This window comes from Mycobacterium pseudoshottsii JCM 15466 (genome assembly GCF_003584745.1).
Lineage (GTDB): Bacteria > Actinomycetota > Actinomycetes > Mycobacteriales > Mycobacteriaceae > Mycobacterium > Mycobacterium marinum.
Window position 1 is genome coordinate 2732166 of record NZ_AP018410.1, and the last position, 26120, is coordinate 2758285.

General features: G+C 66.2%; 13 protein-coding genes and 3 pseudogenes. 8 read left to right on the forward strand and 8 right to left on the reverse strand.

The features are described 5' to 3' along the window. Window positions 1-6: 6 nt before the first annotated feature. The 3 genes and pseudogenes from MPSD_RS12400 to MPSD_RS12410 all read left to right on the forward strand — a co-directional run bounded on the left by MPSD_RS12400 (window position 7) and on the right by MPSD_RS12410 (window position 10663). Window positions 7-6352, forward strand: a pseudogene (locus tag MPSD_RS12400) (SDR family NAD(P)-dependent oxidoreductase). Between the two features lie 5 nt (window positions 6353-6357). Next, window positions 6358-9447: a type I polyketide synthase gene (locus tag MPSD_RS12405; protein WP_086085351.1), complete on the forward strand. Its 3090-nt coding sequence runs from the start codon at window positions 6358-6360 to the stop codon at window positions 9445-9447. Window positions 9448-9601: 154 nt separating this feature from the next. Further along, window positions 9602-10663 (forward strand): type III polyketide synthase, encoded by a 1062-nt coding sequence (locus MPSD_RS12410; RefSeq protein ID WP_015355952.1) that lies wholly within the window; start codon window positions 9602-9604, stop codon window positions 10661-10663. Here MPSD_RS12410 and MPSD_RS12415 read toward each other — a convergent pair. Together MPSD_RS12415 and MPSD_RS12420 are read right to left on the reverse strand one after the other, a co-directional pair. Next, on the reverse strand, window positions 10646-11929 hold the full coding sequence (locus MPSD_RS12415) for a cytochrome P450 (RefSeq protein ID WP_086085350.1): 1284 nt from the start codon (window positions 11927-11929) through the stop codon (window positions 10646-10648). The two genes, MPSD_RS12410 and MPSD_RS12415, sit on opposite strands and share 18 nt — an antisense overlap. A 14-nt stretch (window positions 11930-11943) precedes the next feature. Continuing rightward, entirely contained in the window at window positions 11944-13713 is a 1770-nt protein-coding gene (locus MPSD_RS12420; protein ID WP_086085347.1) for an ABC-F family ATP-binding cassette domain-containing protein, read from the reverse strand. A gap of 450 nt (window positions 13714-14163) precedes the next feature. On the opposite strand from MPSD_RS12420, the gene lpqS reads away from it, so the two are divergent. The 5 genes from lpqS (at window position 14164) to MPSD_RS12445 (ending at window position 19770) form a co-directional block, all read left to right on the forward strand. Further along, complete coding sequence (gene lpqS / locus MPSD_RS31040) at window positions 14164-14592, forward strand: putative copper homeostasis (lipo)protein LpqS (RefSeq protein WP_036426656.1); 429 nt, start codon at window positions 14164-14166, stop codon at window positions 14590-14592. A 161-nt stretch (window positions 14593-14753) separates the two neighbouring features. Then, window positions 14754-15866 carry an FAD-dependent oxidoreductase gene (locus MPSD_RS12430; protein ID WP_086085346.1) on the forward strand — a complete coding sequence of 371 codons (1113 nt, stop codon included), beginning with the start codon at window positions 14754-14756 and terminating at the stop codon, window positions 15864-15866. Window positions 15867-16012: 146 nt separating this feature from the next. Beyond that, window positions 16013-18997 carry an acyl-CoA synthetase gene (locus MPSD_RS12435; RefSeq protein ID WP_086085345.1) on the forward strand — a complete coding sequence of 995 codons (2985 nt, stop codon included), beginning with the start codon at window positions 16013-16015 and terminating at the stop codon, window positions 18995-18997. Then, on the forward strand, window positions 18990-19223 hold the full coding sequence (locus tag MPSD_RS12440) for a Trm112 family protein (protein ID WP_011739775.1): 234 nt from the start codon (window positions 18990-18992) through the stop codon (window positions 19221-19223). Before MPSD_RS12435 ends, MPSD_RS12440 begins: the two co-directional genes overlap by 8 nt. Window positions 19224-19332: 109 nt before the next feature. Then, window positions 19333-19770, forward strand: coding sequence for a VOC family protein (locus MPSD_RS12445; RefSeq protein ID WP_015355946.1), 438 nt, complete (start codon window positions 19333-19335; stop codon window positions 19768-19770). A gap of 185 nt (window positions 19771-19955) precedes the next feature. On the opposite strand, the pseudogene MPSD_RS30240 reads toward MPSD_RS12445, so the two are convergent. The 6 genes and pseudogenes from MPSD_RS30240 to MPSD_RS12475 all read right to left on the reverse strand — a co-directional run bounded on the left by MPSD_RS30240 (window position 19956) and on the right by MPSD_RS12475 (window position 26112). Further along, a pseudogene (locus tag MPSD_RS30240) lies at window positions 19956-22037 on the reverse strand (PE family protein). Between the two features lie 395 nt (window positions 22038-22432). Then, entirely contained in the window at window positions 22433-23056 is a 624-nt protein-coding gene (locus MPSD_RS12455) for a TetR/AcrR family transcriptional regulator (RefSeq protein WP_036426655.1), read from the reverse strand. Between the two features lies 1 nt (window position 23057). Beyond that, window positions 23058-23297: pseudogene (locus tag MPSD_RS12460) on the reverse strand (antibiotic resistance ABC transporter efflux protein); the annotation flags it as partial. A 670-nt stretch (window positions 23298-23967) separates the two neighbouring features. Further along, window positions 23968-24591 (reverse strand): TetR/AcrR family transcriptional regulator, encoded by a 624-nt coding sequence (locus MPSD_RS12465; protein ID WP_119571727.1) that lies wholly within the window; start codon window positions 24589-24591, stop codon window positions 23968-23970. Between the two features lies 1 nt (window position 24592). Further along, a complete protein-coding gene (locus tag MPSD_RS12470; protein WP_232022877.1) occupies window positions 24593-25342 on the reverse strand; it encodes an ABC transporter permease in 750 nt (249 codons plus the stop codon). Window positions 25343-25344: 2 nt separating this feature from the next. Next, the gene (locus MPSD_RS12475) at window positions 25345-26112 is read right to left on the reverse strand and encodes an ABC transporter ATP-binding protein (RefSeq protein WP_020787631.1); all 768 of its coding nucleotides are present in this window, start codon (window positions 26110-26112) and stop codon (window positions 25345-25347) included. Window positions 26113-26120 lie beyond the last annotated feature (8 nt).

The window sequence follows — 26120 nt, forward strand, 5'->3', positions numbered from 1 at the left end:
GCAATCTTGACGGAAACCACCAAGCATGTTGATTACCTCAAACGCCTGACCGCGAATCTGCGGCGCACCCGCCGGCGGGTCGCGGAGTTGGAGGACAAGCTCTCCGAGCCGGTGGCGCTGGTTGGCATGGGCTGCCGGTATCCCGGGGGAGCGGATTCTCCGGAATCGTTGTGGGAGATGCTGACCCAAGGCCGCGATGCCGTCTCGGAGTTTCCCTCCGATCGGGGCTGGGATATCGACGCAATGTTCGATCCGGACCCGGACGCGCGTGGCAAGACCTACACACGGCGGGGCGGATTCCTGGCGGATGCCGGAGACTTCGACGCCGGCTTTTTCGGCGTTGGTCCCAACGAGGCCTTGGCGATGGATCCGCAGCAGCGGCTGATGCTGGAAGTCTCGTGGGAGGCTTTGGAGCGCAGCGGGATTGATCCGACCACGTTGCGTGGCTCCGCGACCGGGGTATTCGTGGGAGTGATTCACGCCGGTTATGGCGGCGAAGTCAAAGGTGAGCTGGAAGGATACGGGCTCACCGGTTCGACATTGAGTGTCGCCTCGGGCCGGGTGGCGTATGTGCTGGGGTTGGAGGGGCTGGCGGTGTCGGTGGATACCGCGTGTTCCTCGTCCTTGGTGGCGCTGCATCTGGCGGCGCAGTCATTGCGTTCGCGAGAGTGCGATCTCGCGCTGGTCGGCGGGGTGACAGTGATGGCGACCCCCGCGGCATTTGTGGAGTTCAGCCGGCAGCGAGCGCTGGCCGCCGACGGGTTGTGTAAGGCGTATGCGGGTGCCGCCGACGGCACCACCTGGTCGGAGGGGGCCGGGGTGCTGGTGGTGGAGCGACTGGCCGACGCACAGCGGTTGGGTCACCCGGTGCTGGCAGTCGTGCGGGGCTCGGCGGTCAATCAGGACGGCGCCTCCAACGGTTTGACAGCACCGAATGGGCCGTCACAGCAACGGGTGATTAGGGCGGCGCTGGCCAGCGCTCGGCTGGGGGTGGCCGACGTGGACGTGGTCGAAGGCCACGGCACCGGAACCGTTCTGGGGGATCCGATTGAGGCCGAGGCGATTTTGGCCACCTATGGACAGGACCGCACAGAGCCCCTGTGGCTGGGCTCGATCAAATCCAATATCGGGCACACCTCCGCGGCGGCGGGCGTGGCCGGGCTGATCAAGATGGTGTTGGCGATGCAGCATGGTGTGCTGCCCCAGACGCTGCACGTGGATGTGCCGACGCCGCAGGTGGATTGGTCGGCGGGGGCGGTTTCACTGCTGACCGAGTCACGGCCGTGGCCGGATCTGGGGCGCCCCAGGCGCGCGGGGGTTTCCTCCTTCGGGATCAGCGGAACCAATGCGCATGTGATCCTCGAACAAGCCCCCACCGCCGAACACGATCTCGCCGAGCCTGATCGCGGCGCCCCAACCGTGCCGTGGGTGTTGTCGGCGCGTTCAGCACCGGCGTTGGCGAACCAAGCGCAACGGTTGCTGTCCTGGGCCGAAGAGCATCCAGATCTCGACCCGGTGGATGTGGGCTGGTCGCTGGCCGCAACCCGCTCGCTGTTCGAGCATCGGGCGGTGGTGGTGGGCACCGACCGCACGCAGTTGATGGACGGGCTTGCCGGTGTGGTCGCCGGCGAGCACGGCGCGGGCGCCGTGGTGGGCCGCGCGCGATCGACCGGCAAGACGGTGTTCGTGTTCCCCGGCCAAGGCGCCCAATACCTGGGCATGGGACGCGTTCTGTATGAGCGGTTTTCGGCGTTCCGCACGGCATTCGACGCGGTTGCGGCGGAGTTGGATGCGCACTTGCGGCTACCTCTACGGCAGGTCATGTGGGGCACCGATGAGGGGTTGCTGGAAAGTACAGAGTTCGCGCAGCCTGCGCTGTTCGCGGTGGAGGTCGCGCTCGCTGCCTTGCTGTCACAGCTGGGAGTCGTGCCCGATCTAGTGCTCGGGCATTCGGTTGGCGAGATCTCGGCGGCCCATGTTGCGGGTGTCCTGTCCCTACCCGATGCGGCACGGCTGGTGGCGGCCAGGGGCCGGCTGATGGCTGGGCTAGCGGCGGGTGGGGCAATGGTCGCGGTTGCCGCGTCCGAACAGGAGGTGACGCCGCTGCTGGGGTCCGGGGTTGCGGCGGCGGCGGTCAATGGGCCTGACTCGGTGGTGATTTCAGGCCCGGAAGGCGCCGTCGGCGAGGTGGTGGATCGGATTGCGGCACTGGGACGACGGACGCATCGGCTGGCCGTCTCGCACGCGTTTCACTCGGAGTTGATGGACCCGATGCTGCCGGACTTCGCCGAGGTGTTGAAGGGTGTCTCGGCGAGCCAGCCGCGGATCAGCCTGGTATCCAACGTTACAGGCCAGCTGGCCGAGGCAGGCTACGGATCGGCAGCGTACTGGGTAGAGCATGTACGCAAGCCGGTGCGCTTCGCAGACAGTGTGGCGTTGGCCGAGTCATTGGGAGCCGCCGCCTTCGTCGAGGTGGGGCCTAGCGGCGGCTTGACGGCGTTGGTCGAGCAGTCGTTGACTCGTGAGACGCCAGCGGTCCCGCTGCTGATCAAGGACCGCCCCGAGAACGACGCGCTGCTCCTCGGGCTAGGTCAATTGTTCGCCGATGGTCGAGCTTTGGACTGGCGTGAGGTGTTTGCGGGCTTGGGCGCACAGCGCACGGACCTACCCACCTATGGCTTTGTGCGGCGTCGCTACTGGCTCAAGGAGCTGGGCGTTGACCAGACCAAGCTCACCGGCGCTGGTCTGACAGGTGTCGGTCACCCGCTACTGGGGGCGGTGGTGGAGCGTCCCGATGTGGGGGGACTGGTGCTGACTGGCGTGTTGTCACCAGAACTGCACCCGTGGCTACGCGATCACACGGTGGACGGGGTGGTGCTGTTTCCGGGCGCCGGATTCGTGGAGCTGGCGCTGCGGGCGGGCGATGAGGTCGGCTGCCCGCTGGTACAGGAGTTGACCTTGCTGGCACCGCTGGCGCTGCCGCAGACCGGCACGGTGCGGATGCAGTTGGTCGTCGGCGGCGCCGATGAATCGGGCCGGCGGACCGTGTCGGTGTTTTCGTCGACTGCGGATGGCGATTCGTGGGTGCTGCATGCCGAAGGCGTGCTGCGCGCCAGCGGCGTCGGCCATGGTGTCGACCTGTCGGTGTGGCCGCCGGTGGGCGCATCCGCTGTGGATGTGAGTGACGTCTACGACCGATTCGCTGCCCGTGGTTATGGCTACGGACCGGCATTTCGCGGGTTGCGCTCGGTGTGGCGGCGGGGGCGCGAAATCTATGCGGAGGTGGTCGCTCCCGAGGATGCGACGGTGCAGGGCTTCGGGATCCATCCGGCGGTCCTGGATGCCGCCCTGCATGCCTGGGGGTTCGCCACCGCGACCGATCAATTGATGCTGCCGTTCTCCTGGCAGGGGGTGTCGCTGCATGCGGCGGGGGCGGCGCGGCTGCGGGTACGCATCACCCCGGCGGATGCGGGGTTGGTGTCGGTGGAGCTGGCCGACCCGCGCGGACTGCCGGTGCTATCGGTCAAACAGTTGGTAGTTCGCGCCGTTTCTGGTGAGGCGTTGTCGGCGGCCGTGATTGCGGCCGGAGGCACCATCAGCGGCCGGCTGCTCGAGGTTGCGTGGTCTCCGACATCACCGGAACTCAGCGCGAGCGACTCGGCTCGGGATGTGGTGTTGTGGGAGTCCGGCTCTGCCGACGGTGACGTCGCGGTCGGCCAGCGGGTGAACGAGGCGCTGGCGAAGCTGCAGTCGTGGTTGGCAGGCGATGATCCCGGTGTTCTGGTTGTGCTGACCCGGGGCGCGGTGGGCCTGGCCGGCGAAGGTGTTACCGATTTGGCGGGCGCGGCGGTGTGGGGTCTGACGCGCTCGGCGCAGGCGGAGCATCCGGGGCGCGTGGTACTGGTGGACACCGATGATTCGGTGGACATTGCCGATGCCGTCGCTTGTGGGGATCCGCAATTGGTGGTGCGCTCCGGTGTCGTACATGGGGGCCCGGTTGAGATTCATCGATTCCGGATCAGGGCTGGAACTGCCGGAAGGGCCGTGGCGGTTGGCCGTTGGCGGTGGGGGAACGCTCGAGGATGTGCTGGTGCAGCCGTGTCCTCGAGTGGACCTGGCCGCCGGCCAGGTGCGGGTCGCGGTCGGTGCGGCCGGGGTGAATTTCCGGGACGTGCTGGTGGCGTTGGGGATGTATCCCGGCGGTGGGGCGTTGGGTGCCGAGGGCGCCGGCATGGTCGTCGAGGTTGGCCCCGGAGTGGAGGGCCTGGCCGTTGGCGATGCGGTGATGGGTTTGGTGGGTGTCGTGGGCTCTGAAGCGGTGGTGGATGAGCGGTTGGTGACGACGGTTCCTGCTGGATGGTCGTTGGCCCAGGCCGCAGGTGTACCGGTGGTGTTCCTCACAGCGTTCTACGGGTTGTCGGTGTTGGCCGGTCTCAAAGCCGGCGAGCGGGTACTGATACACGCAGGCGCCGGCGGAGTCGGTGTGGCCGCGGTGGCGCTGGCAAAGTATTGGGGCGCCGAGATTTTCGTGACTGCTAGCCGTGGCAAATGGGATACGTTGCGGGCAATGGGCTTTGATGACGAACACATTGGTGATTCACGCTCGCTGGAGTTCGAGGAGAAGTTCCGCAAGACCAGCGGCGGCGCCGGGGTGGATGTGGTGCTCAACTCGCTGGCCGGTGAGTTCACCGACGCGTCACTGCGATTGTTGGTTTCCGGCGGGCGATTCATCGAGATGGGCAAGACCGACCTGCGCGACCCACAAGCCGTTGCCGACGAGTACCCGGGGGTGAGCTACCGGGCGTTCGACCTGATGGAGGCGGGTCCGGACGCGATCGCGCGGATGCTTTCCGAGGTCGTCGGACTGCTTCAGGAAGGAATTCTAAAAGCACCGCCGCTCAAGCTGTTTGATGTTCGGTCGGCACAGCAGGCCTACCGCTACGTCAGTCAGGCCCGCCACATCGGAAAGGTGGTCTTGACCCTGCCGCAGGGACCGGCCGCGCAATCGGTGTTGTCCGGAGGGACCGTGTTGATCACCGGCGGCACCGGGATGGCCGGGGCAGCAGTGGCCCGGCATCTGGTGCAGCGCTATGGCGTGGGCCACGTCGTGCTGGTCAGCCGGGCTGGAACGCAGGCGCCGGGAATCGCGGATCTGGTTGCCGAACTGCAGCAGGGCGGCGCCCAGGTGTCGGTGACCGCCTGCGATGTGGCTGACCGCGATGCGGTCGCGGCGCTGCTGGCGCAGCTGCCGGACCGCTACCCGCTCAAGGGGATATTCCATGCGGCGGGTGTGCTCGACGACGCGGTGCTCGCCTCCTTGACACCGGATCGGGTGGAGCCGGTGCTGCGGGCCAAGGCAGCCGGAGCCTGGAATCTGCATGAACTGACCCACGGCATGGATCTGGTGGCATTTGTCATGTTCTCGTCGCTGGCCGGCATCGCAGGGGCCCCGGGTCAGGGCAACTACGCCGCCGCCAACGCGTTCTTGGACGGTCTCGCCGCCTACCGGCGCGGCCAGGACCTACCCGCTGTCTCGATCGCTTGGGGACTGTGGGAACAACCCAGCACCATGACGCAACACCTGGGGGATCGGGACCTGGCCCGGATGAGGCAGGTCGGACTCGATCCGCTGAGCACCGAACATGCCTTGCACCTGCTGGATGCCGCGCTGCTCGGCGAGCGCCCCGGCGTGGTGGCTGCCCAGCTCAATGTCGCTGCGCTGAGCGCCAACCCGGAGGTTCCCCCGATCTGGCGTGACTTGGGCACTCGCTCGGTGCGCCGCGTCGTCGACGCCAACGACAACAGTGCCTCGATGACGGCTCTGATCAGCCGCCTGCACACCCTGAGCCCCGAACAACGTAGCCGCGAACTTGTCGACATGATCTGCACCAACGCCGCCACCGTTCTCGGGAACGCCAGCGTCGATATCGATGCCAACAAGCCGTTCCAGGACCTTGGCTTCGACTCGCTGACTGCCGTGGAGCTACGGAACCGCCTCAAAAGCTCGACCGGACTGACACTTTCGCCCACGTTGATCTTCGACTACCCAACCCCGGCGGCACTGGCCGAACACCTCAGCACCCAACTCAGCTCGCTGTCACCCGCTGCCCCCGATGAACAGCCGAACCGGCTGGCTCGGTTCGATGCGGTGGCCCGCGAACTCGACAGCATGATCAACGAGCCCGACTGGACTGCCGAAGACAGGGAACGGGTGTCGAATCGGCTCCACGGCCTGCTGGCCGACTTGACATCCCCGCAGTCGAGGGGGGAAGACCACAGCCACGATGATGACATCAGCTCCGCCAGCGAAAGCGAACTCTTTGCCATCCTGGACGAGGAACTAGGACCGTAGGCGTGATGTCGCGGGCGACGAGTCTGCGCCGGCAGCATGGCGACGGCGATCAAGAGTTCGCATCGGCTTTGGCGATCATCGGAGTGGCATGCAGGTTTCCCGGTGCGGCCAACCCCGGTGAGTTCTGGGAACTGGTGTCTGAGGGGCACGAAGTCGCCAAACCCATTGACCATGTCGGCGACTTCGATGCCGAATTTTTCAATGTGTCACCGCGCGAGGCGGCGGCGATGGACCCACGGCAGCGACTCGCCCTGGAACTGGCATGGGAACTATTCGAAGACGCCCGCATCGTTGCGGAATCCGTGCGCGGCGAGCCCATCGCCGTCTACCTCGGGGCAATGAACGACGACTATGCGTTGCTGACGCTGGACCAGGCCCCGGACAAGCTCGATCACTACTCGTTCGCCGGGGCCAGTCGGGGGCTGATCGCCAACCGGGTTTCCTACGGTTTCGCCCTGCACGGTCCCAGCATGACCGTCGATTGTGGCCAATCGTCCTCGCTGGTCGCGGTGCACCTGGCCCGCGAATACCTGCGCGGCGCAGGTGATGCCACGATGGCGATCGCGGGCGGCATTCACCTCAACTTGGCGAGCGAAACCGGCCGGCTGGAAACAGAGTTCGGAGCTGTGTCGGCCTCTGGCCGCACCTACGCATTCGACGCACGAGCCGACGGCTACGTGCGCAGCGAGGGTGGCGGCCTGGTGCTGCTCAAGCCATTGCGCGCCGCGCTCGAGGACGGAAACAGTATCCGCGCAGTAATTCTGGGCGCCGCCGTGGGCAGCGCTGGGCACACGGCGGGTGGACTGGCAGCTCCCTCGGCCGCCGCGGAAGCCGACGTAATGCGGCGGGCGATGGCCAGCGCCGGCGTCGATCCCAACCAGATCGACTACATCGAGGCACATGGAACCGGCACGCGAATCGGCGACACCACAGAGGCCCAGGCGCTGAGCGAGGTCTTTGCCACACGCGAGACCCCGGTGTGGCTGGGTTCGGTGAAGTCCAATATCGGCCACACCGGCGCTGCCGCCGGAGCCGCGGGCCTGATCAAGACGGTGCTCTCGCTAGAGAATGGCGCAATACCGGCCAGTCTCAACTACGTTGGCGACAGCGCCGGGACAGACATGGAAAGCCATGGCCTGCATGTCAGTACCACACTCACACCTTGGCCGCGCGGAGCCGGGCCCCGCCGGGCCGGGGTGTCGTCGTTCGGCATGGGCGGCACCAATGCGCATGTGATCGTGCAACAGGCTCCGATCCCGCAAGAGGCCGTGGCGGACCCCGACGGTACGGAAGCGACCGTGCCGTGGCTGGTTTCGGCGCGTTCTCGGGCGGCGTTGGCGGGGCAGGCGCAGCGGTTGGCTGCGTGGGTGGCCGAGCTGCCCTCGATCGATGTGGCCGATGTCGGCTGGTCGCTGCTGTCGACGCGGTCCGTGTTCGAGCATCGGGCGGTGCTGGTGGGCGGTGATCGCGGTGGGTTCATGGCGGGGTTAGCGGCCTTAGCCTCAGGCGAACCGGGGGTCAACCTGGTTGCCGGACGTGCCGGCTCGGGGGGCAAGACCGTTCTGGTCTTCCCGGGACAGGGGGCGCAGTGGTTGGGCATGGGACGGGATCTCTATGGCCGGTTCCCCGCGTTCGCCAAGGCTTTTGACACGGTGGCTGACGCGTTGGACGAACACCTTCGCCTTCCGTGGCGAGAAGTGATCTGGGGTGCGGATGCGTCGCTGCTCGAGGGCACCGAATTCGCTCAACCCGCGCTATTCGCCCTGGAAGTCGCGTTGGCTGCGTTGTTGCAGGCCTGCCGCGTGGTCGCCGATCTCGTCATGGGCCATTTGGTCGGAGAGATCTCGGCGGCTCACGTGGCCGGGGTGCTATCGCTGACGGACGCGGCGCGACTGGTGTCGGCGCGGGGTCGGTTGATGGCGCAGCTGCCGCCCGGCGGGGTGATGGTGGCGGTAGCGGCCAGCGCGGCACAGGTGGCGCCGATGCTGGAGGAAGGCGTCAGCATCGCCGCGGTCAACGGGCCGGATTCGGTGGTGATTTCGGGCCCGGAGGCCGCGACAGCCGTGGTAGCGGATCGGCTGACGGGCCAGGGTTGTCGGGCGCACCGGTTGGCGGTCTCACATGCATTCCATTCGGCATTGATGGAGCCGATGATGGCGCAGTTCGGCGCCACGATCAGCGGTATCGTCGCCCACGAGCCGCGGATTGCCCTGGTGTCCAACATGACTGGGCAGCTGGCTGCGGCGGGATACGGAACCGCCAGCTACTGGGTCGAGCATGTGCGCAAACCCGTCCGGTTCGCCGACGGCGTGGCCTTGGCCGAATCATTGGGCGCCGCGACATTCCTCGAAACCGGGCCGAGCGCCGGCCTGGGCACATCAGTTGCGTTGCTGGCCAAGGGTCGTCCGGAAGTCGAATCACTACTCACCGCGATGGGCCAGTTGTACGTCGACGGTGCGGACCTGGACTGGCGGGCGGCGTTCGCCGGTCTGCGCGCCCGGACGGTTACTCTGCCCACATATAGCTTCGCGCGGCAGCGGTTTTGGCTAGGTGAAGGCGCTGGCAGGAAGGCCGATAGCAGCGACGAGTCAGGGCTGCGGCCGCGTTTGGACAGCGTGGATTCCAAGGAGCGCTTTCGTCAACTGGTTGATCTGGTGTGCCTACACGCGGCGATCGCCACCGGCCACTCGAACAGCCACCAGATCGACGCGGAACGTGCCTTCCAAGATCTTGGGTTTGAGTCGATGACCGGGGTGGAACTGCGCAATCGGTTGCGTGCCGTAACCGGCTTAGCGCTGTCGCGAACCATCATTTTTGACTATCCGACGCCAATGGCGCTGGCCCGGCACCTTGATGAACAGCTGTCCGGTGGCAATCACGAAGAATCAGACGACGACAAGATCTGGTCGGTCCTGGGAACCATTCCCGTTCGTGAGCTCAGGCGAAGCGGAATGCTGGACAAGTTATTGCTGTTGGCCGGCCAGGACGAAAGCCCGGCACCCGATGCAGCTGTCAGCGACGATGTCATCGACTCGCTGAGTCCTGAGGCGCTTGTTGCGATGGCGCTCGACTCCGAAGACGACGACCCTGACTGACGAATTTGCGCTGCACAGCACAGATTACGCCGGCATTACTGGTCGCATATGTGACATGTGTTGAATACGTGCGACTTTGCGAGACCCCGAAGATCCGCCTAAACTTCAGTATCGCTACGGGTGGGCTGGCCGATAAGTAATTGAGGGCAGAGCAATGAGCGTTATCGCAGGTGTGTTTGGTGCGTTACCACCGCATCGTTATAGCCAAAGTGAGATCACCGAGTCGTTTCTCGAGTTCCCCGGTCTGCAGGAACATGAAGAGATTGTTCGGCGCATGCATGCCGCGGCGAAGGTCAACAGCCGCCAATTTGTTTTGCCGATCGAGCAATACCCGGCGCTGACCGACTTCGGCGATGCAAACGAGATCTTCATCGAAAAAGCCGTGGATCTTGGCATTGAGGCCCTGATGGGCGCGCTTGACGAGGCGGGATTGACGCCTCAGGACATCGACCTGATCATCACCACGACGGTCACCGGAGTCGCGGTCCCGTCGCTGGATGCCCGGATTGCCGGCCGCCTCGGACTTCGCCCCGACGTACGCCGGATGCCGCTTTTCGGCCTGGGGTGTGTGGCGGGTGCGGCCGGGGTGGCGCGCCTGCATGACTACCTGCGGGGTGCGCCCGACGGCGTCGCGGTGTTGATCGCTGTCGAGTTGTGCTCGCTCACTTATCCGGCCGTCAAACCCACCGTATCGGGCATCGTGGGGACGGCGTTGTTTGGCGACGGCGCAGCGGCCGTGGTCGCCGTCGGCGACCGGCGTGCGGAACAGATTCGTGCCGGCGGCCCTGACATCCTCGACTCGCGCAGCCGCCTGTACCCGGAGTCGCTGGACATCATGGGCTGGGATGTTGGGTCTCACGGGCTGCAGCTGAGGCTGGCTCCGGAATTGACGAATCTGATCGAGGAATACCTGCCAGACGACGTTGATGCCTTCTTGGCCATGCACGATCTGACCAAGAACGACATCGGTGCATGGGTGAGTCACCCGGGCGGTCCCAAGGTCCTCGACGCGATCGCCAACAGCCTCGGGTTGCCCTCGGATGCCCTCGAGCTGACGTGGCGCTCATTGGGCGAAATCGGCAACCTTTCCTCGGCGTCGGTGTTGCACATTCTGCGCGACACCATCGCCAAAGTTCCGCCCAGCGGCAGCCCGGGTCTGATGCTGGCCATGGGCCCCGGATTCTGCGCGGAGCTGGTGTTACTGCGCTGGCACTGAGTCGACGAATTCGACTCTCAAGCCCGGTTTGGGGGCCAGCGCCGCAAAATTGGCCGCGCGGATGCGTTGAGCGGGCAACCTAAGCCTGGTGCGCGCGACTAGCCGGGCGAGCAGCACCACCAGCTCGGTGGTGGCCATCACCGCCCCGATACAGCGGTGCAGTCCGCCGCTGAACGGGATGAACTCATGAGGTGCGGGCTTGCGGTAGTCCGGTGCGGCGGGATCCCAGCGCTGCGGGAGAAACTGTGTGGGATTCGGCCATACTTCGGGGATTCGATGGGTTACGTATGCGCTGAAGATCAGCAGCCGTCCCGAGTTGATCCGGTGCCCGTCGAACCAGAGGTCGCGGATCAGCCGGCGCGCCGAGACCACTCCCGGTGAGTAGAGCCGAAGCGTTTCGTGCACAACGCCATTCAGGTAGGTGAGAGCGCCGAGGGTCTCGGCGCTGGGCGCGGTGCCGCCGAGCACCCGGGCAACCTCGCGGGCCGCCGTCTCCCAGGCGCCGGGCAACGTGAGCAAGGTGTAGGTGGCCCACGCCAGCGCTCCGCTGGTGGTCTCGTAGCCGGCCGCGATGAGCGAAACGATGGAGTCGCGAATCTCGTTGTCGCTCAACGCGCAGCCTTCTTCGGAACGGCCGTTGATCAGTGCGGTCAGCATGCGGTCGTCGGGGCTGGGCTCCGCGCGAGCGTTGGCGATTTCGGCATCGATCAGTTCGTCGATGCGGGTGCGCGCGGCCATCGCGCGCCGCCAACCCGGTGAGTTGAGCCGCTGCTGTAGTTGCATCACCTGGGGCAACCGGTGGGTCAGGTCGATCAGAGGCTGCAGTTGTCGGCCCAGATAGTCCGAATGGGAGGCCAGCCGTGGGCCGAACAGGCTCTCGGTCGTGCTGCGGCGCACCGCGCAACGAAACTCCTGGTAAATGTCCAGTGGTTGCCCTGGCCGCCAGCTGTCGATGACGTTGTCGATGGTGGACACCATGGTGGCGACATAGTCCTGCACGCTTCGGTGCCGCAGTCCGGGCGCCACGATGCTGCGGCGACGGCGGTGATCCTCGCCGTCGCTGACGATCAGTGCGGTCGGTCCATCGACGGGCACCAGGCTCTCGAACGTCTCGCGCCAGCTGAACGCGTCGGCATTGGCGAACACGAACCTGTTCGCCTCGGGGCCCAGCAGATAGACGAAACCGTGGCGCCCGACTCCCGCGTCGATGAATGCGCCACGGCGCCGATATAGCGCCAACAGTGCCTCCCCGGGACGGTAAGGCACCGTCCGGTAGGTGCTCATTCAAGTGTCTCGGAGAGTTTGAGCCAACGCTCCTCGGTCGCGACAACCTCGTCTTCGAGCGCCCGCAACTGCTGGGTCAGCTCGGTGATCCCGACGTGATCGGACTGGTCGTATTCGGCGAGCTCGGTGTGCTTTGCCGCGATGCGTTCGGCCAGACGGGCGAGTTGGCGGTCGAGTGCGGTCAACTCTTTCTCGGCGGCCCGGCGCTGAGCGCCCGACATCGCCTGTGCTGGCGCGGCCGGTTCCTGGCTGGCCTTGGCCGCCGGACGTGCCGCGAGTTGCAGGTATTCGTCGATGCCGCCCGGCAGATGGCGCAGCTGGCCGTCCAGGATCGCGTACTGCTGATCGGTGACTCGTTCGAGCAGATAGCGGTCGTGCGAGACGACGATCATGGTGCCGGCCCAGGAGTCGAGTAGGTCCTCGGCGGCGGTCAGCATGTCGGTGTCGACGTCGTTGGTCGGCTCGTCGAGAAGTAGCACGTTGGGTTCCGACAGCAGGGTGAGCATCAGCTGCAACCGCCGCCGCTGCCCGCCGGAGAGTTCGCTGACTCGCGCGGACAGTTGCCCCTTGGCGAAGCCCAGGCGCTCCAGCAACTGTGTCGGGGTGACTTCGCGCCCGTCGACCTGGTAGTCGGCGCGCAGCCGGCCCAACACATCGGCGATCCGGTCTTCGGCGGCCGAGGCCAGCGCGTCGCCCTGCTGATCAAGCACGGCGAGCCGGACGGTCTTGCCGCGCTTGACGCGACCCGAGTCGGGTTGGATGGTCCCGGCGATCAGCCCCAGCAGGGTGGATTTTCCGGCGCCGTTGGCGCCGACGATGCCGGTGCGCTCACCCGGGCCGATCCGCCACTCGACCTCACGCAGCACCGGGCGGTCACCGTAGGATACCGACACGTCGAGTAGATCGATGACGTCCTTGCCCAGCCTGGCGGTGGCGAGCTTGGCCAGTTCGACGGTGTTGCGCAGCGGCGGCACGTCGGCGATCAGTTGATTTGCGGCCTCGATCCGGAACTTCGGTTTAGAGGTTCGCGCTGGCGGGCCGCGCCGCAACCAGGCCAACTCTTTGCGCATCAGGTTCTGCCGCTTGGCTTCGGCCGTGGCCGCCAGCCGGTCGCGTTCCACTCGCTGCAGCACGTAGGCCGCGTAACCGCCTTCAAAGGGCTCCACGATTCCGTCGTGAACTTCCCAGGTGGTGGTGGCGATCTCGTCGAGAAACCAGCGGTCGTGGGTGACCAGTAGCAGTCCGCCGGTGTTGCGCGCCCAGCGTTGTTGGAGGTGGCTGGCCAGCCAGGTGATTCCTTCGATGTCGAGGTGGTTGGTGGGCTCGTCCAGGGCGATCACATCCCAGTCGCCGATCAGGAGGCGGGCCAGCTGCACACGCCGGCGCTGGCCGCCGCTGAGCGTGCCAACCTTGGCGTGCCAGCCAATGTCGGATACCAGGCCGCTGACCACCTCGCGGATGCGCGCATTGCCGGCCCACTGGTGTTCGGGCTGGTCCCCGACAAGTGTCCAACCGACGGTATGGCTCGGGTCCAGGGTGTCGCTTTGGCTGACCGCGCCGATACGCAAGCCACTGCGGCGGGTCACCCGGCCGGAGTCCGGTTGCAGCTCTCCAGTGAGCAGCCCCAGCAGACTGGACTTGCCGTCCCCATTTCGACCGACGATCCCGATGCGTGCGCCATCGTTGATGCCCAATGTCACCGAGTCGAATATCACCTGAGTCGGATATGCCAGGTGTACGCACTCGGCCCCGAGTAGGTGTGCCACCGGCCCAAAACTACCGGCGAGGATGCCGGTGGCGTGCGTTCGGTCGCCGACCCAACATCGGTCTCCCCGCCGACCGGGGGATGTGCTCGCCGAGAAGGCGGTCGTCGGAGATTTGCTGGGTGGGTCTTGCGCGACACGCCGACCGATGGGTGTGGGTGGGGGAGTGAACGTCGCTTCTTCGCCGAGACGGCGACCTGTTGCGTCGGGGTGGTTGGGTGACTAGGTCGAAGGGATGCTCGGCGGTGGCGACGGGGGAGCGGCCGCCTTCCCGTTATACCCAGTACGGGTACTTGGTATAGCCGAGTTGTGGCGCCGCGCCGTGGCGCCTCCGGTGTTCGCTCGAAAGAACCACGTCAACAGCTCGTATTCGGGGCATGCTGCCGCGCTAGTCCGGGCTGGCCGATTTCGTGCTGGGATATACCCCCTAGGGGTGCTAGTCTGATCGCTGCCATGTGCTTTGAGAGGACTCTCCTGAAACCGTGGCCGCGTTACCTGATCGCCGCGGTCGCCGTCGTTTGGTTGCTCGGGAGCCTCATTGCGCGCCACGGGCGACAGGCCGAGAGTGCCGCTGGTCGGGCACTGCCAAACCTGATCGCCGCGTCCGGTCAACTGTTTGCTGGATCGCCCGGTGTGCGGGCCGCCCGCGATTGCCACTGCGTGCGGCAGGCGCAAGCTTGCCCCGACGCGATACAGCACGGCTGGATAACCGGCGCGGTTGGACCGGGCGTCCTGGTGACCGAGGTCGCGCTGGTCGCTTGGCTGGCTGTAACGGTGTTCTCGGCCACCCGAGGGCCGCCGGGATCGCCTGGGTCCATTCGCCTTGTCATGACCGTTACGGGCCGGAGCATCCTGGCCCGGAACTGCATCTCTCGCCGCTGACCGGTCAGCGTTCGCCGCTGTCCAGGTCCGACGCCGCGTGTTCGCGGCACTTGATGCAGGAAAGAGAATGTCGTGAATCGTGTTGTGGACCGAAGGTGCCACCAGACAAATGCCGGCCCCACTGGGTCGGTGCGTTGTGCCAACGCGAAGCGGGTGTGGTCATGACGCCCGGGGACCGGCCACGGGTCGTGGTCATCGGGGCCGGTGTGAGCGGATGGACCACCGCGATGGTGCTGGCCAAGCGGGGTTGGCAGGTCGTCGTCGCGGCCGACGGGTTCGGCATTGACGCGGTGTCCTCGGCGTCCGGGGCGATGTGGGAGTGGCCGCCGTCGCGGTGCGGCCGCTACCACGACCAGGCGGTATTGGCTCGATACGCGGGTTGGGCGATGCGTTCCTACCTGCGCTTCACCCAGCTCGCCTCGGATCCGGGTACCGGGGTGGGCCTGAGGCCGGCGGTGTACTACTTCGGCCGCCGCATCGAGGACGACCCGATCGAGTTCGCGAAGATGTCCGAGGTGAAGCGATTTGTCCCCGGGTTCGTCCACGACCCGGCGCTGATCGATAGGCACGGCGTCAACCGGGACTCCGGTGTGATCGACGTCTATTCCTACCTGGCACCCACCATTGATACCGACTGGTATCTGGCCTGGCTTGCTCGCGAGGCCAAGAATGCGGGCGTCTGCGTCGACCGCCGACGGATCTTCGGCCCGCTGATCAATCAGGAAAATCGGCTGCTGACCGAATATCGTGCCGAATTGATCATCAACTGCGCGGGACTGGGCGCGCGAGAGCTGGCCGAGGACACGACCGTGGTTCCGCACCGCGGCGCGCTGCTGCGGGTGCTGCAGGAACGTACCGCGACCTCGCGGGTAACCGCAGCTCACGTGGTGGCAAACGATGCCGCTACCGACCAGCAGAACCTGATCTCGATCGCGCCTCGCGGATCGGATCAGCTGGTGCTGGGCGGGCTCGTCGAGCCGGACCGATACCACACCGAATTGAACCTGGCTGACTATCCGCCGTTGCGCATGATGTTCGATCGCTGCGTCGAGTTCTTGCCGGCATTGCGCAGCGCTGCACCAGACGTGATTCATCCGGTACGGGTCGGGTTGCGCCCCTTCCGCCGCGACGGAGTGCGGCTGGAAGCCCAGCGCGGCACTCGGATCGTGCACAACTACGGTCATGGTGGCGCCGGCATCAGCCTCTCCTGGGGATGTGCCCAGGAGGTTGCCGATCTGGCCTACCGAATATTCGCCAGACAGGGCGTTGCCTGACCCGGATCCGCGCACGTGTGTCCGGCACCGCCGGGACGGGGTCTGCGGGGTCTTTCGGCCGACAAACAGCGTGACCAAAACCGCGCAGCGCGCGTATGTGCCATGATGGCCACGCCTAAGGCCTATGCAGGGAGCACTCAGGAGCAGTGGTGGATCTCAATTTGTCGATGGTCACACGTCCGGTCGAGCGTCTGGTGGCCACCGCCCAGAATGGTTTGGAAGTGCTACGGCTGGGAGGCCTGGAAACGGGCAGCGTCCCATCGCCTTCGCAGATCGTCGAGAGCGTACCCATGTACAAGCTGCGACGATACTTTCCGCCGGACAACCGGCCGGGTCAGCCGCCGGTCGGACCGCCGGTGTTGATGGTGCACCCGATGATGATGTCGGCCGACATGTGGGACGTCACCCGAGAAGAAGGCGCCGTCGGAATCTTGCATGCCCGGGGACTGGACCCCTGGGTCATCGACTTCGGCTCACCCGACAAAGTCGAGGGCGGCATGCGCCGCAACCTCGCCGACCATATCGTGGCGCTCAGTGAAGTCATCGACACGGTCAAGGACACCACCGGCAGCGACGTGCACATCGTCGGGTATTCGCAAGGGGGCATGTTCTGCTATCAGGCCGCCGCGTATCGGCGTTCCAAGAACATCGCCAGCATCGTGGCGTTCGGCTCCCCGGTGGACACCTTGGCGGCTCTGCCGATGGGCATTCCGGCCAACTATGGGGCCGCCATCGCAGACTTCATGGCCGATCACGTCTTCAACCGGCTGGATATCCCAAGTTGGATGGCGCGCGCCGGTTTTCAGATGATGGACCCGCTCAAGACCGCCAAGGCCCGGGTGGATTTCGTGCGTCAGCTGCACGACCGTGAAGCGCTGCTGCCGCGCGAGCAGCAGCGCAAATTCCTCGAGCGCGAGGGGTGGATCGCCTGGTCGGGTCCGGCGATCTCGGAGCTGCTCAAGCAGTTCATTGCGCACAACCGAATGATGACCGGTGGTTTCGCCATCAACGGGCAGATGGTGACACTCACCGATATCACCTGCCCGGTACTGGCGTTCGTCGGCGAAGTCGACGACATCGGGCAGCCGGCGTCGGTGCGCGGTATCCGGCGCGCGGCACCCAACACCGATGTCTACGAATGCCTGATCCGGACGGGCCATTTCGGCCTCGTCGTGGGATCCAGGGCTGCCCAGCAGAGCTGGCCGACCGTCGCTGACTGGGTGAATTGGCTGTCTCGCGACGCAGACAAGCCGGCCAACATCAGCCTGATGGTCGAGCAGCCGGCCGAACACACCGACAGCGGTGTCGCGTTCAGCTCCCGCGTCGCGCACGGCCTCGGGGAGGTCTCGGAGGCGGCGCTGGCCGTGGCTCGCGGTGCGGCTGAGGCGGTCTTTGCGGCCAATAGATCGGTACGCACCCTGGCCGTCGAAACGGTCCGCACGCTGCCGCGCCTGGCTCGACTGGGCCAACTCAATGACCACACCCGAATTTCGCTGGGCCGCATCATCGATGAGCAAGCACGTGACGCACGGCAGGGCGAATTCCTGTTGTTCGACGATCGCGTGCACACCTACGAGGCCGTGAACCGGCGCATCAACAACGTCGTTCGGGGTCTGATCGAAGTCGGTGTGCGACAAGGTGACCGGGTGGGCGTGCTGATGGAGACACGGCCCAGCGCCCTGGTCGCGATCGCGGCGCTGTCCCGGTTGGGGGCGGTGGCGGTGCTGATGCGCCAGGACGTCGACCTGGCCGCCCAGGTTCGGCTCGGGGGAGCGACCGAGATCTTGGCTGACCCAACCAATCTCGCTGCTGCGCGGCAACTGCCGGGGCAGATATTGGTGCTGGGCGGTGGCGAGGCGCGCGATCTGGACCTGCCCGAGGACACCGACGTCATCGACATGGAACAGATCGACCCGGACGCCGTCGAACTGCCCGCCTGGTATCGGCAGAACCCTGGTCTAGCAAGGGATCTGGCCTTTATCGCGTTCAGCGGAATCGGCGGTGAGCTGGTGGCGAAGCAGATCACCAACTATCGCTGGGCGGTGTCGGCTTTTGGAACCGCTTCCACGGCCTCGCTGGACCGCAAGGACACGGTCTATGCGTTGACGCCGCTGCACCACGAGTCCGCGCTGCTGGTCAGCTTGGGCGGTGCGGTTGTTGGAGGCGCCCGCATTGCACTGTCCCGCGGATTGCGGCCCGATCGGTTCCTCAACGAAGTGCGGCGATACGGCGTGACGGTGGTGTCCTACACCTGGGCGATGCTGCGTGACGTGGTCGACAATCCCGAGTTTGCGTTGCACGGTAACCACCCGGTGCGGCTGTTCATCGGCTCTGGGATGCCGACCGGACTCTGGGAGCGCGTCGTCGAGACGTTCGCACCCGCTCACGTCGTCGAATTCTTTGCTACTACCGACGGACAGGCGGTGCTGGCCAACGTGTCCGGCGCCAAGATCGGCAGCAAAGGTCGGCCGTTGCCCGGGGCCGGACGTGTTGAGCTCGGTGCCTACGATGCCGAACACGACCTGATTCTGGAGAACGAGCGTGGCTTCGTGCAGATCGCCGAGGCAAACCAGGTCGGGGTGCTGCTGGCCCAATCCAGAGGGCCCATCGATCCGACGGCCTCGGTCAAACGCGGGGTTTTTGCCCCCGCCGACACCTGGATATCCACCGAATACCTGTTCCGCCGCGACGAGGACGGAGACTTCTGGCTGGTGGGCCGGCGCGGCTCGGTGGCGCGCACCGCGCGCGGGATGATCTATGCCGAACCCGTCACCGACGCGCTCGGCCTCATCGACGCCGTCGACCTTGCGGTCACCTACGAAGTCTCGGTCGGCGAGCATCAGCTCGCGGTATTGGCAGTGACACTGCGCCCGGGCGCGACCATCACGGGAGCCGATCTGACCGATGCCGTGGCCGGCATGCCGATCGGCCTGGGCCCCGACCTCGTGCACGTGGTGCCGACGCTCTCGCTCAGCGCGACTTACCGTCCAACGGTCAGCGCCCTGCGGGCGGCCGGGCTTCCCAAGCCGGGACGCCAGGCGTGGTATTTCGATGCCGACACCAGCGAGTTCCGGCGGTTGACGCCGGCGGTACGTGCCGAACTCAGCGGCGAGGCGCCCGCCGATGCTTGACGAGAAGCTGCTCAAGATCCTGGTATGCCCGGCCGACCGGGGTCCGCTGCTGCTCGTCGAGGACGGCGAACGGGGCCGGCTGCTCTACAACCCGCGGCTACGGCGCGCATATCGGATCGACGACGACATTCCGGTCTTGCTGATCGATCAGGCCCGCGACGTCACCGACGATGAGCACGCTCGCTTCACGGCAGCGGGCTTACCGACAGATTCGCCGGCGGGCTGACGTCGCAACCCGACAATGCGGCGGGGCGTGACTATCGGAGAACGTCCCTACGGCCACAACGAACGCGACGAGGATTCGTGGCTGGGTCCGGCCCGGTAGCGTGCCACGCATGGCCATCAAACTCGAGAATGTCGGCATCGCCGTTCGCGACCTCGAAGCAACGATCTCCTTCTTCACCGACCTCGGTCTCACGGTCGTCGGTCGTGACACGGTCAGTGGTGAATGGGCCGACACTGCCGTCGGCCTTGATGGCAACCACGCCAACATTGCGATGCTCCAGACGCCAGACGGGCACGGTCGTCTCGAGCTCTTCGAGTACATCCACCCACCGGTGATCGAGTCGAAGCCCATGCTGCCCAACGAGATTGGAATGCATCGGGTTGCCTTCTCGGTCGACGATATCGACCAGGCTCTCGAGATTGCCGCGAGGCACGGATGCCGTCCACTACGCGGCGTGGCGACCTATCAGGACATCTATAAGCTCACTTACTTACGCGGTCCCAGCGGCATCATTGTGATGCTCGCCGAGGAGCTGACGGCGCGCTGACATCCGAAATCGGCCCACTTTGGCTGTGCCGCTTACCCATTCGGGGCTCTGAGTTCGTCCAGTAGGGGATCGACTGTCGCGCCGTTGCCGGCCGCACCGCACCGATCGTCTGGCAGCCGGGAGTGTCAGACGCGCACTAGGCGTCGGCGACAACGCTGCGACCTATCGTCGGCCTATCCAGTCGGCTACCCATCCTGACCGGCGGTGCCGGGTGCGCCCTGGTTACCGTCGGCACCGTCGCTGCCATTCACGCCAAAGGTTCCCGCCGCGACACCACCGTCGCCGCCGGCACCGGCGCTACCGCCGTTGCCGGCCGCGCCCCCGGCACCGCCAACACCGGAGCCACCAGCGCTGCCGAGAAAACCTCCCTGGCCCCCCGCGCCGCCGGCAGCGCCCGCGGCCCCGCCATCGCCGCCGTCGCCGCCGTCGCCTCCGACAGCGCCGATATTGCCGCTGACGCTGGGGGTTCCGCCGGCACCTCCAGCCCCGCCGGCACCTCCGGCCCCGCCGGCACCTCCGGCCCCGCCGGCACCTCCGGCCCCGCCGGCACCTCCGGCCCCGCCGGCACCTCCGGCCCCGCCGGCACCTCCGGCCCCGCCGGCACCTCCGGCGCCACCGGTACCGGCGGCGCCACCGTTGCCGCCGAATCCGAATACCGAGCTGGCATTACCGCCGTTGCCGCCGACGCCACCGGTGCCGCCATTGACGCCGACGGTAGTGGTATCGCCGCCGTCGCCGCCGAGCCTACCCTCGGCAGCGATGCCCAAATTGGTCGCAGTGCCGATGCCGCCCCCGCCGCCGCCACCTCCGATGCCGCCCGGTGCGCCGGCTCCGCCGGACCCTCCCGTGCCACCGATACCGCCGGCACCCCCGTTGCCGATCAGCAGCCCACCGTGGCCGCCGGTACCGCCCGCACCGCCGTTGCCGCCATCACCGCCGCCGTTGGAGGCCGAGTTTCCGTTGCCGCCGATACCACCATTGCCGCCGTGGCCCACACCGTCGGCGGACGTGCCGTTGCCGCCGGCCCCGCCAGTGCCACCGGCGCCGCCACCGATGTGGCCATCATGACCGGCGCCTCCATTACCGCCTGTCGCGGAGGGGCCGGTCACGGTGGAGTAGTCGTTTAGCGCATCGCCCCCGCGCCCACCGTCGCCCCCGTTGCCACCGATGGCGAAGAGGCCGGCGGCACCCCCGTCACCCCCGTTGCCGCCGATTGCGTTCTGGGTGTTGTGCACCGTCGCGCTCCCGCCGGCACCGCCGGTGCCGCCGTTGAGACTGTCGAGGCTGCCGCCACCGCCCGGACCTCCCGCACCGCCATAGATCTCGGTCGGGGGCGGCGCGGTCGAATGTTCCACATTGGTTCCGGCAGCGCCGGTGGATGCCGTCCCCGAGCCGTGGGAACTGACGCCGTCGATCCCGGCCAGACCGGTACCGCCTTGCCCGCCTGCGCCTCCGGAGCCCAATAGCCCAACCGCGTTGCCGCCGCTACCACCGTGGCCGGCGGAGCCCCCGTTTATGCCCGTTATTCCGGTGCCGCCTTGCCCGCCTGCGCCGCCGTTGCCCCACAGCAGGGCACCATCGCCGCCGGTACCGCCGGCCGCGCCGGCACCGCCGAATCCGCCGGTGCCTCCGCTGCCGAATCCCACCCCACCGGCGCCGCCGGAACCGCCGGCGCCACCGGTCCCACCGATGCCCCCGTCCCCGAATAGCCACCCGCCGGCGCCGCCGGTGCCACCGGCCGCGCCGGTGCCGCCCGCCCCTCCGGTGCCACCGGTGCCGATCAGCCCGGCCGCTCCGCCGGAACCGCCGACCTGCCCGGTCGCGCCGGACCCGCCGTTGCCGCCGTTGCCCCACAGCAGCCCGCCATCTCCGCCGTTCGCTCCGGTACCGGCAGCTCCGTCGGTACCGTTGCCGATCAGGTCGCGTCCGAACAGCGTTTGGGCGGGTGCATTCACGGCGTCCAGCAGGAACTCCAACGGTGATGCATTGGCGGCCTCGGCGGTCGCATAGGAGAAGCCGCCGGCGGCAAGGGAGCGAACGAGTTGCTCATGGAACGTCGCCGCTTGCACGCTGAATGCCTGATACTGCTTGGCGTGCGCGCTGAACAGGCCAGCGATCGCTAGCGAGACCTAGTCGGCGGCGGCCGCCAGCACCGAGGTCGTGGGGGCGGCCGCTATGGCATCGGCGGCGCTGATCGTCGACCCTATCGTCGCGATGTCCGCTGCCGCCGCCGTAAGCATCTCGGGTGCTGCGATCAAAAATGACATTGGTTGGCTCCTCTACGCTCGCGAGCGGCGGCCACCCAGTGGTACTCGTCCTGGCCATCGGCAGCCACATCTGCATACCAAATGGTATAGGAATGCATACCGAAAGGTATGAAAGTAGCGGCAACGGGTAAGCACCGCGCCGAGAAGCGGCGCGGCGTTCGGTCTCGAGTCCAGCCTCGGCCCGGCACACCGAGCGCCCAGAAGAAGTGCTGAGAGTCTTGGTGTGCCGGGCTGGCCGGTGTCGGCTGTCGCATCTGGGTGGCGGTAGGTTTTGCCTGGCCGCCCATAGCTAAGCGGTGCCTACTGCAGCGCGGGCGAGGGCCCGGTGTTGTTGGTCGAGCGGTCCCACAGCCTCATCGCTGTCGTCGGCGTCATCGGTGACGAGTGCGCTCGTTTCATGACGCAATCTCCTCTGGCAGCTCACCGGTGAGGTGGCGCTGCAGGGTGGGAGCGATGGCCTGTGCGACCTGGTCGGCCGGCAGTGAGGCGAAGGGCTCGATCTTGACGATGTGGCGAGCCATCACCACTCCCAGCAGCTGAGAGGCCACGAACTGGGCGCGGATCCTGCCGGTTCCGGTGGGGGAGTCGACTCGCGAACCTACTTCGCTTGTCACCACCTCCTGCAGGAAAGAACGCGCCAGATTCGACTCGGTGCCTGCCATCAACGCCCGCAGGGTCGAGACGAGCCCGGTGCCCAGCTCCGAATCCCACAGTGGCAGTAACACGGACGGCAGCTTGAGCCCGAGTTCGTCAACGGGGGTTTCGACAATCTGCTCGAGCACCGCAGTCGGATCGATGGGGATTTGGATGGCGGCAGCGAACAGCTGTTGTTTGGTGCCGTAGTAGTGATGCACAAGAGCGGCATCCACGCCGGCGGCCGCAGCCACCGACCGGACCGAGGTTCGGTCAAGACCATTGAGCGCAAAGAGTTCTCGCGCACAGGTCAGGATGTGTTCCCTGGTGTTTGACGTGCCGATGGGGCGTCCAGGTCGCCGGCGTCCGGTGTTTGTCGTTTCCACGCTAGGGCGTCCGTCGGCGTAGGGCTGCGGCGGCCAGGCAAAGGGATGCGACCGCGAAAACCACCACGACGACGATGTCGCGAAGAGCGATGTAGGTGAGCTCGGGATGAGCTCCCACCTGCTGCAAGGCTTCCAGAGCATAGCTTGCGGGCATGGCGTTGCAAACCCGCTCGAGCAAGGTCGGCACGACTGCAGCAGCGACGATGCTGCCGGCCAGCAGCAATTGCGGCAAACCGGCCAGCATGTCCAGCCGCCGCAGCGGCGTGGTCAGTGCCGGCAGGACCATTGCAACGCTGCGGTGATCGGCATGGAGAGATACGCCTCCTTCAACGACATGCATCCAGTGTCCTTCCGTACTTGGTTCGGGGTGGTGTGCGCCACTAGGCGGCCAGCACGCATCGGCGCAGTGCTCGGCTTCATCCAGGGGATGGCTGGAAATCCGCAATTCGGCAGCCATATCTACCTACCAGATGGTATAGGCGAAGAATACTATTTAGTATAGTGACGTCGGTAACAGCGTCCGGCAGTTCTGGAATTCGTTGCGGTCGACGGCCGATGTCGTGAGCCGGCCGCCCGGGGTGTGCCGTTCCCCAGGTCGGGTGTCCGCATTCGGTGACATCGACTGTCAAAAAGTCGCGGCAAAGGTAAACGCCGCAACGGTTCTCGGCGCGGCATGGGTTCCTGGTCCAGCCTTGGCCCGGCACGCCGAGCGCCCAGAAGAAGTGCTGAGAGTTTTGGTGTGCCGGGCTGGCCGGTGTCGGCTGTCGCATCTGGGTGGCGGTAGGTTTTGCCTGGCCGCCCATGGCTAAGCGGTGCCTACTGCAGCGCGGGCGAGGGCCCGGTGTTGTTGGTCGAGCGGTCCCACAGCCTCATCGCTGTCGTCGGCGTCATCGGTGACGAGTGCGCTCGTTTCATGACGCAATCTCCTCTGGCAGCTCACCGGTGAGGTGGCGCTGCAGGGTGGGAGCGATGGCCTGTGCGACCTGGTCGGCCGGCAGTGAGGCGAAGGGCTCGATCTTGACGATGTGGCGAGCCATCACCACTCCCAGCAGCTGAGAGGCCACGAACTGGGCGCGGATCCTGCCGGTTCCGGTGGGGGAGTCGACTCGCGAACCTACTTCGCTTGTCACCACCTCCTGCAGGAAAGAACGCGCCAGATTCGACTCGGTGCCTGCCATCAACGCCCGCAGGGTCGAGACGAGCCCGGTGCCCAGCTCCGAATCCCACAGTGGCAGTAACACGGACGGCAGCTTGAGCCCGAGTTCGTCAACGGGGGTTTCGACAATCTGCTCGAGCACCACGGTCGGATCGATGGGGATTTGGATGGCGGCAGCGAACAGCTGTTGTTTGGTGCCGTAGTAGTGATGCACAAGAGCGGCATCCACGCCGGCGGCCGCAGCCACCGACCGGACCGAGGTTCGGTCAAGACCATTGAGCGCAAAGAGTTCTCGCGCACAGGTCAGGATGTGTTCCCTGGTGTTTGAGGTGCCGGTGGGGCGTCCAGGTCGCCGGCGTCCGGTGTTTGTCGTTTCCACGCTAGGGTGTCCGTCGGCGTAGGGTTGCGGCGGCCAGGCAAAGGGATGCGACCGCGAAAACCACCACGACGACGATGTCGCGAAGAGCGATGTAGGTGAGCTCGGGATGAGCTCCCACCTGCTGCAAGGCTTCCAGAGCATAGCTTGCGGGCATGGCGTTGCTGACCCACTCGAGCCAGGTAGGCATGACCGCACGAGGGACGATGATGCCGGCCAGCAGCAACTGCGGCACCATCACCAAGGGGATGAACTGCACGGCCTGAAACTCCGTGCGGGCGAAGGCACTGAACAACAATCCCAAACCGACTCCCAGAATGGCGTTGACGACTGCGATTACGAAGACCCACACGGGACTGCCCGCGGTGTCGAACCCGAGCAGCCAAAACGAGACGATGCAAGCCACCGTGGCCTGTGCCGCGGCCGCGAGCGAAAATGCTGTGCCGTAACCGGCCAGCATGTCCAGCCGCCGCAGCGGCGTGGTCAGTACCCGCTCCAACGTCCCGGATGCCCGCTCTCGCTGCATCGTGATCGAGGTGATGATGAACATCACGAATAGCGGGAACAGGCCCAACAGGATCAAACACGCGTTGTTGAACGGCGTTTGCGCGCCGGGGCGGTGCGGGGCATTTTCGAACATGAAATACATCAGCGTGATCACCAGCACCGGCACCAGCAGGATCATCGCAACGCTGCGGTGATCGGCGGCGAGCTGACGCAGGATTCGCGTGGTGGTAGCGGTGTAGGCGCGCAGGCCTATTGGGCCTGGTGCGTGGTGGTGTGGCGGCGGATCATGGAGAGAAACGCCTCCTCCAGCGACATGCATCCGGTGTCCTTCCGTAGTTGGGTCGGGGTGGTCTGCGCCACTAGGCGGCCGGCACGCATCAGCAGCAGATCGCCGCAGTGCTCGGCTTCATTCATGACATGACTGGAAATCAGCAATGTCGTTCGGGCGCGGGCTAGCTCGGCAAACTGCTGCCAAAGATCTACGCGCAAAACGGGATCCAGGCCCACCGTAGGTTCGTCGAGGACAAGCAAGGTGGGGTGGCACACCAGCGCGCACGCCAGCGACACCCGGGTTCGCTGTCCGCCGGACAGGTTGGCGCAGTAGTCGGTGCGGTGATCGGTCAGGCCCACTCGCGCGATCGCATCATCGGCGGCTTGCCTGTTGTAGCCGTAGAGGGCGGCGAAGTAACGGACGTTGTCAATGATTCGCAGGTCGTGGTAGATCGCTGGATCTTGTGGCAGATATCCGACCTGGCGGCGCAGCACGGCAGAACCGGCCGGATGACCCAGCACGGTGACGGTTCCCGACGTCACGATCTGGGTGCCGACGATGCTGCGCATCAGGGTGGTCTTACCGCACCCGGATGGCCCGAGCAGGCCGGTGATGGTGCCGCGCGCAATGTCGACCGAGAAGTCGTGCAGCGCGGAGTGTTTGCCGCGGATGACCCGTAGGTGCTTGATGCTGACAGCCGGCTGTGACCCACCTGTTAGCGATTCAACGCGTGTTGAAGTCACCATGCGATGAA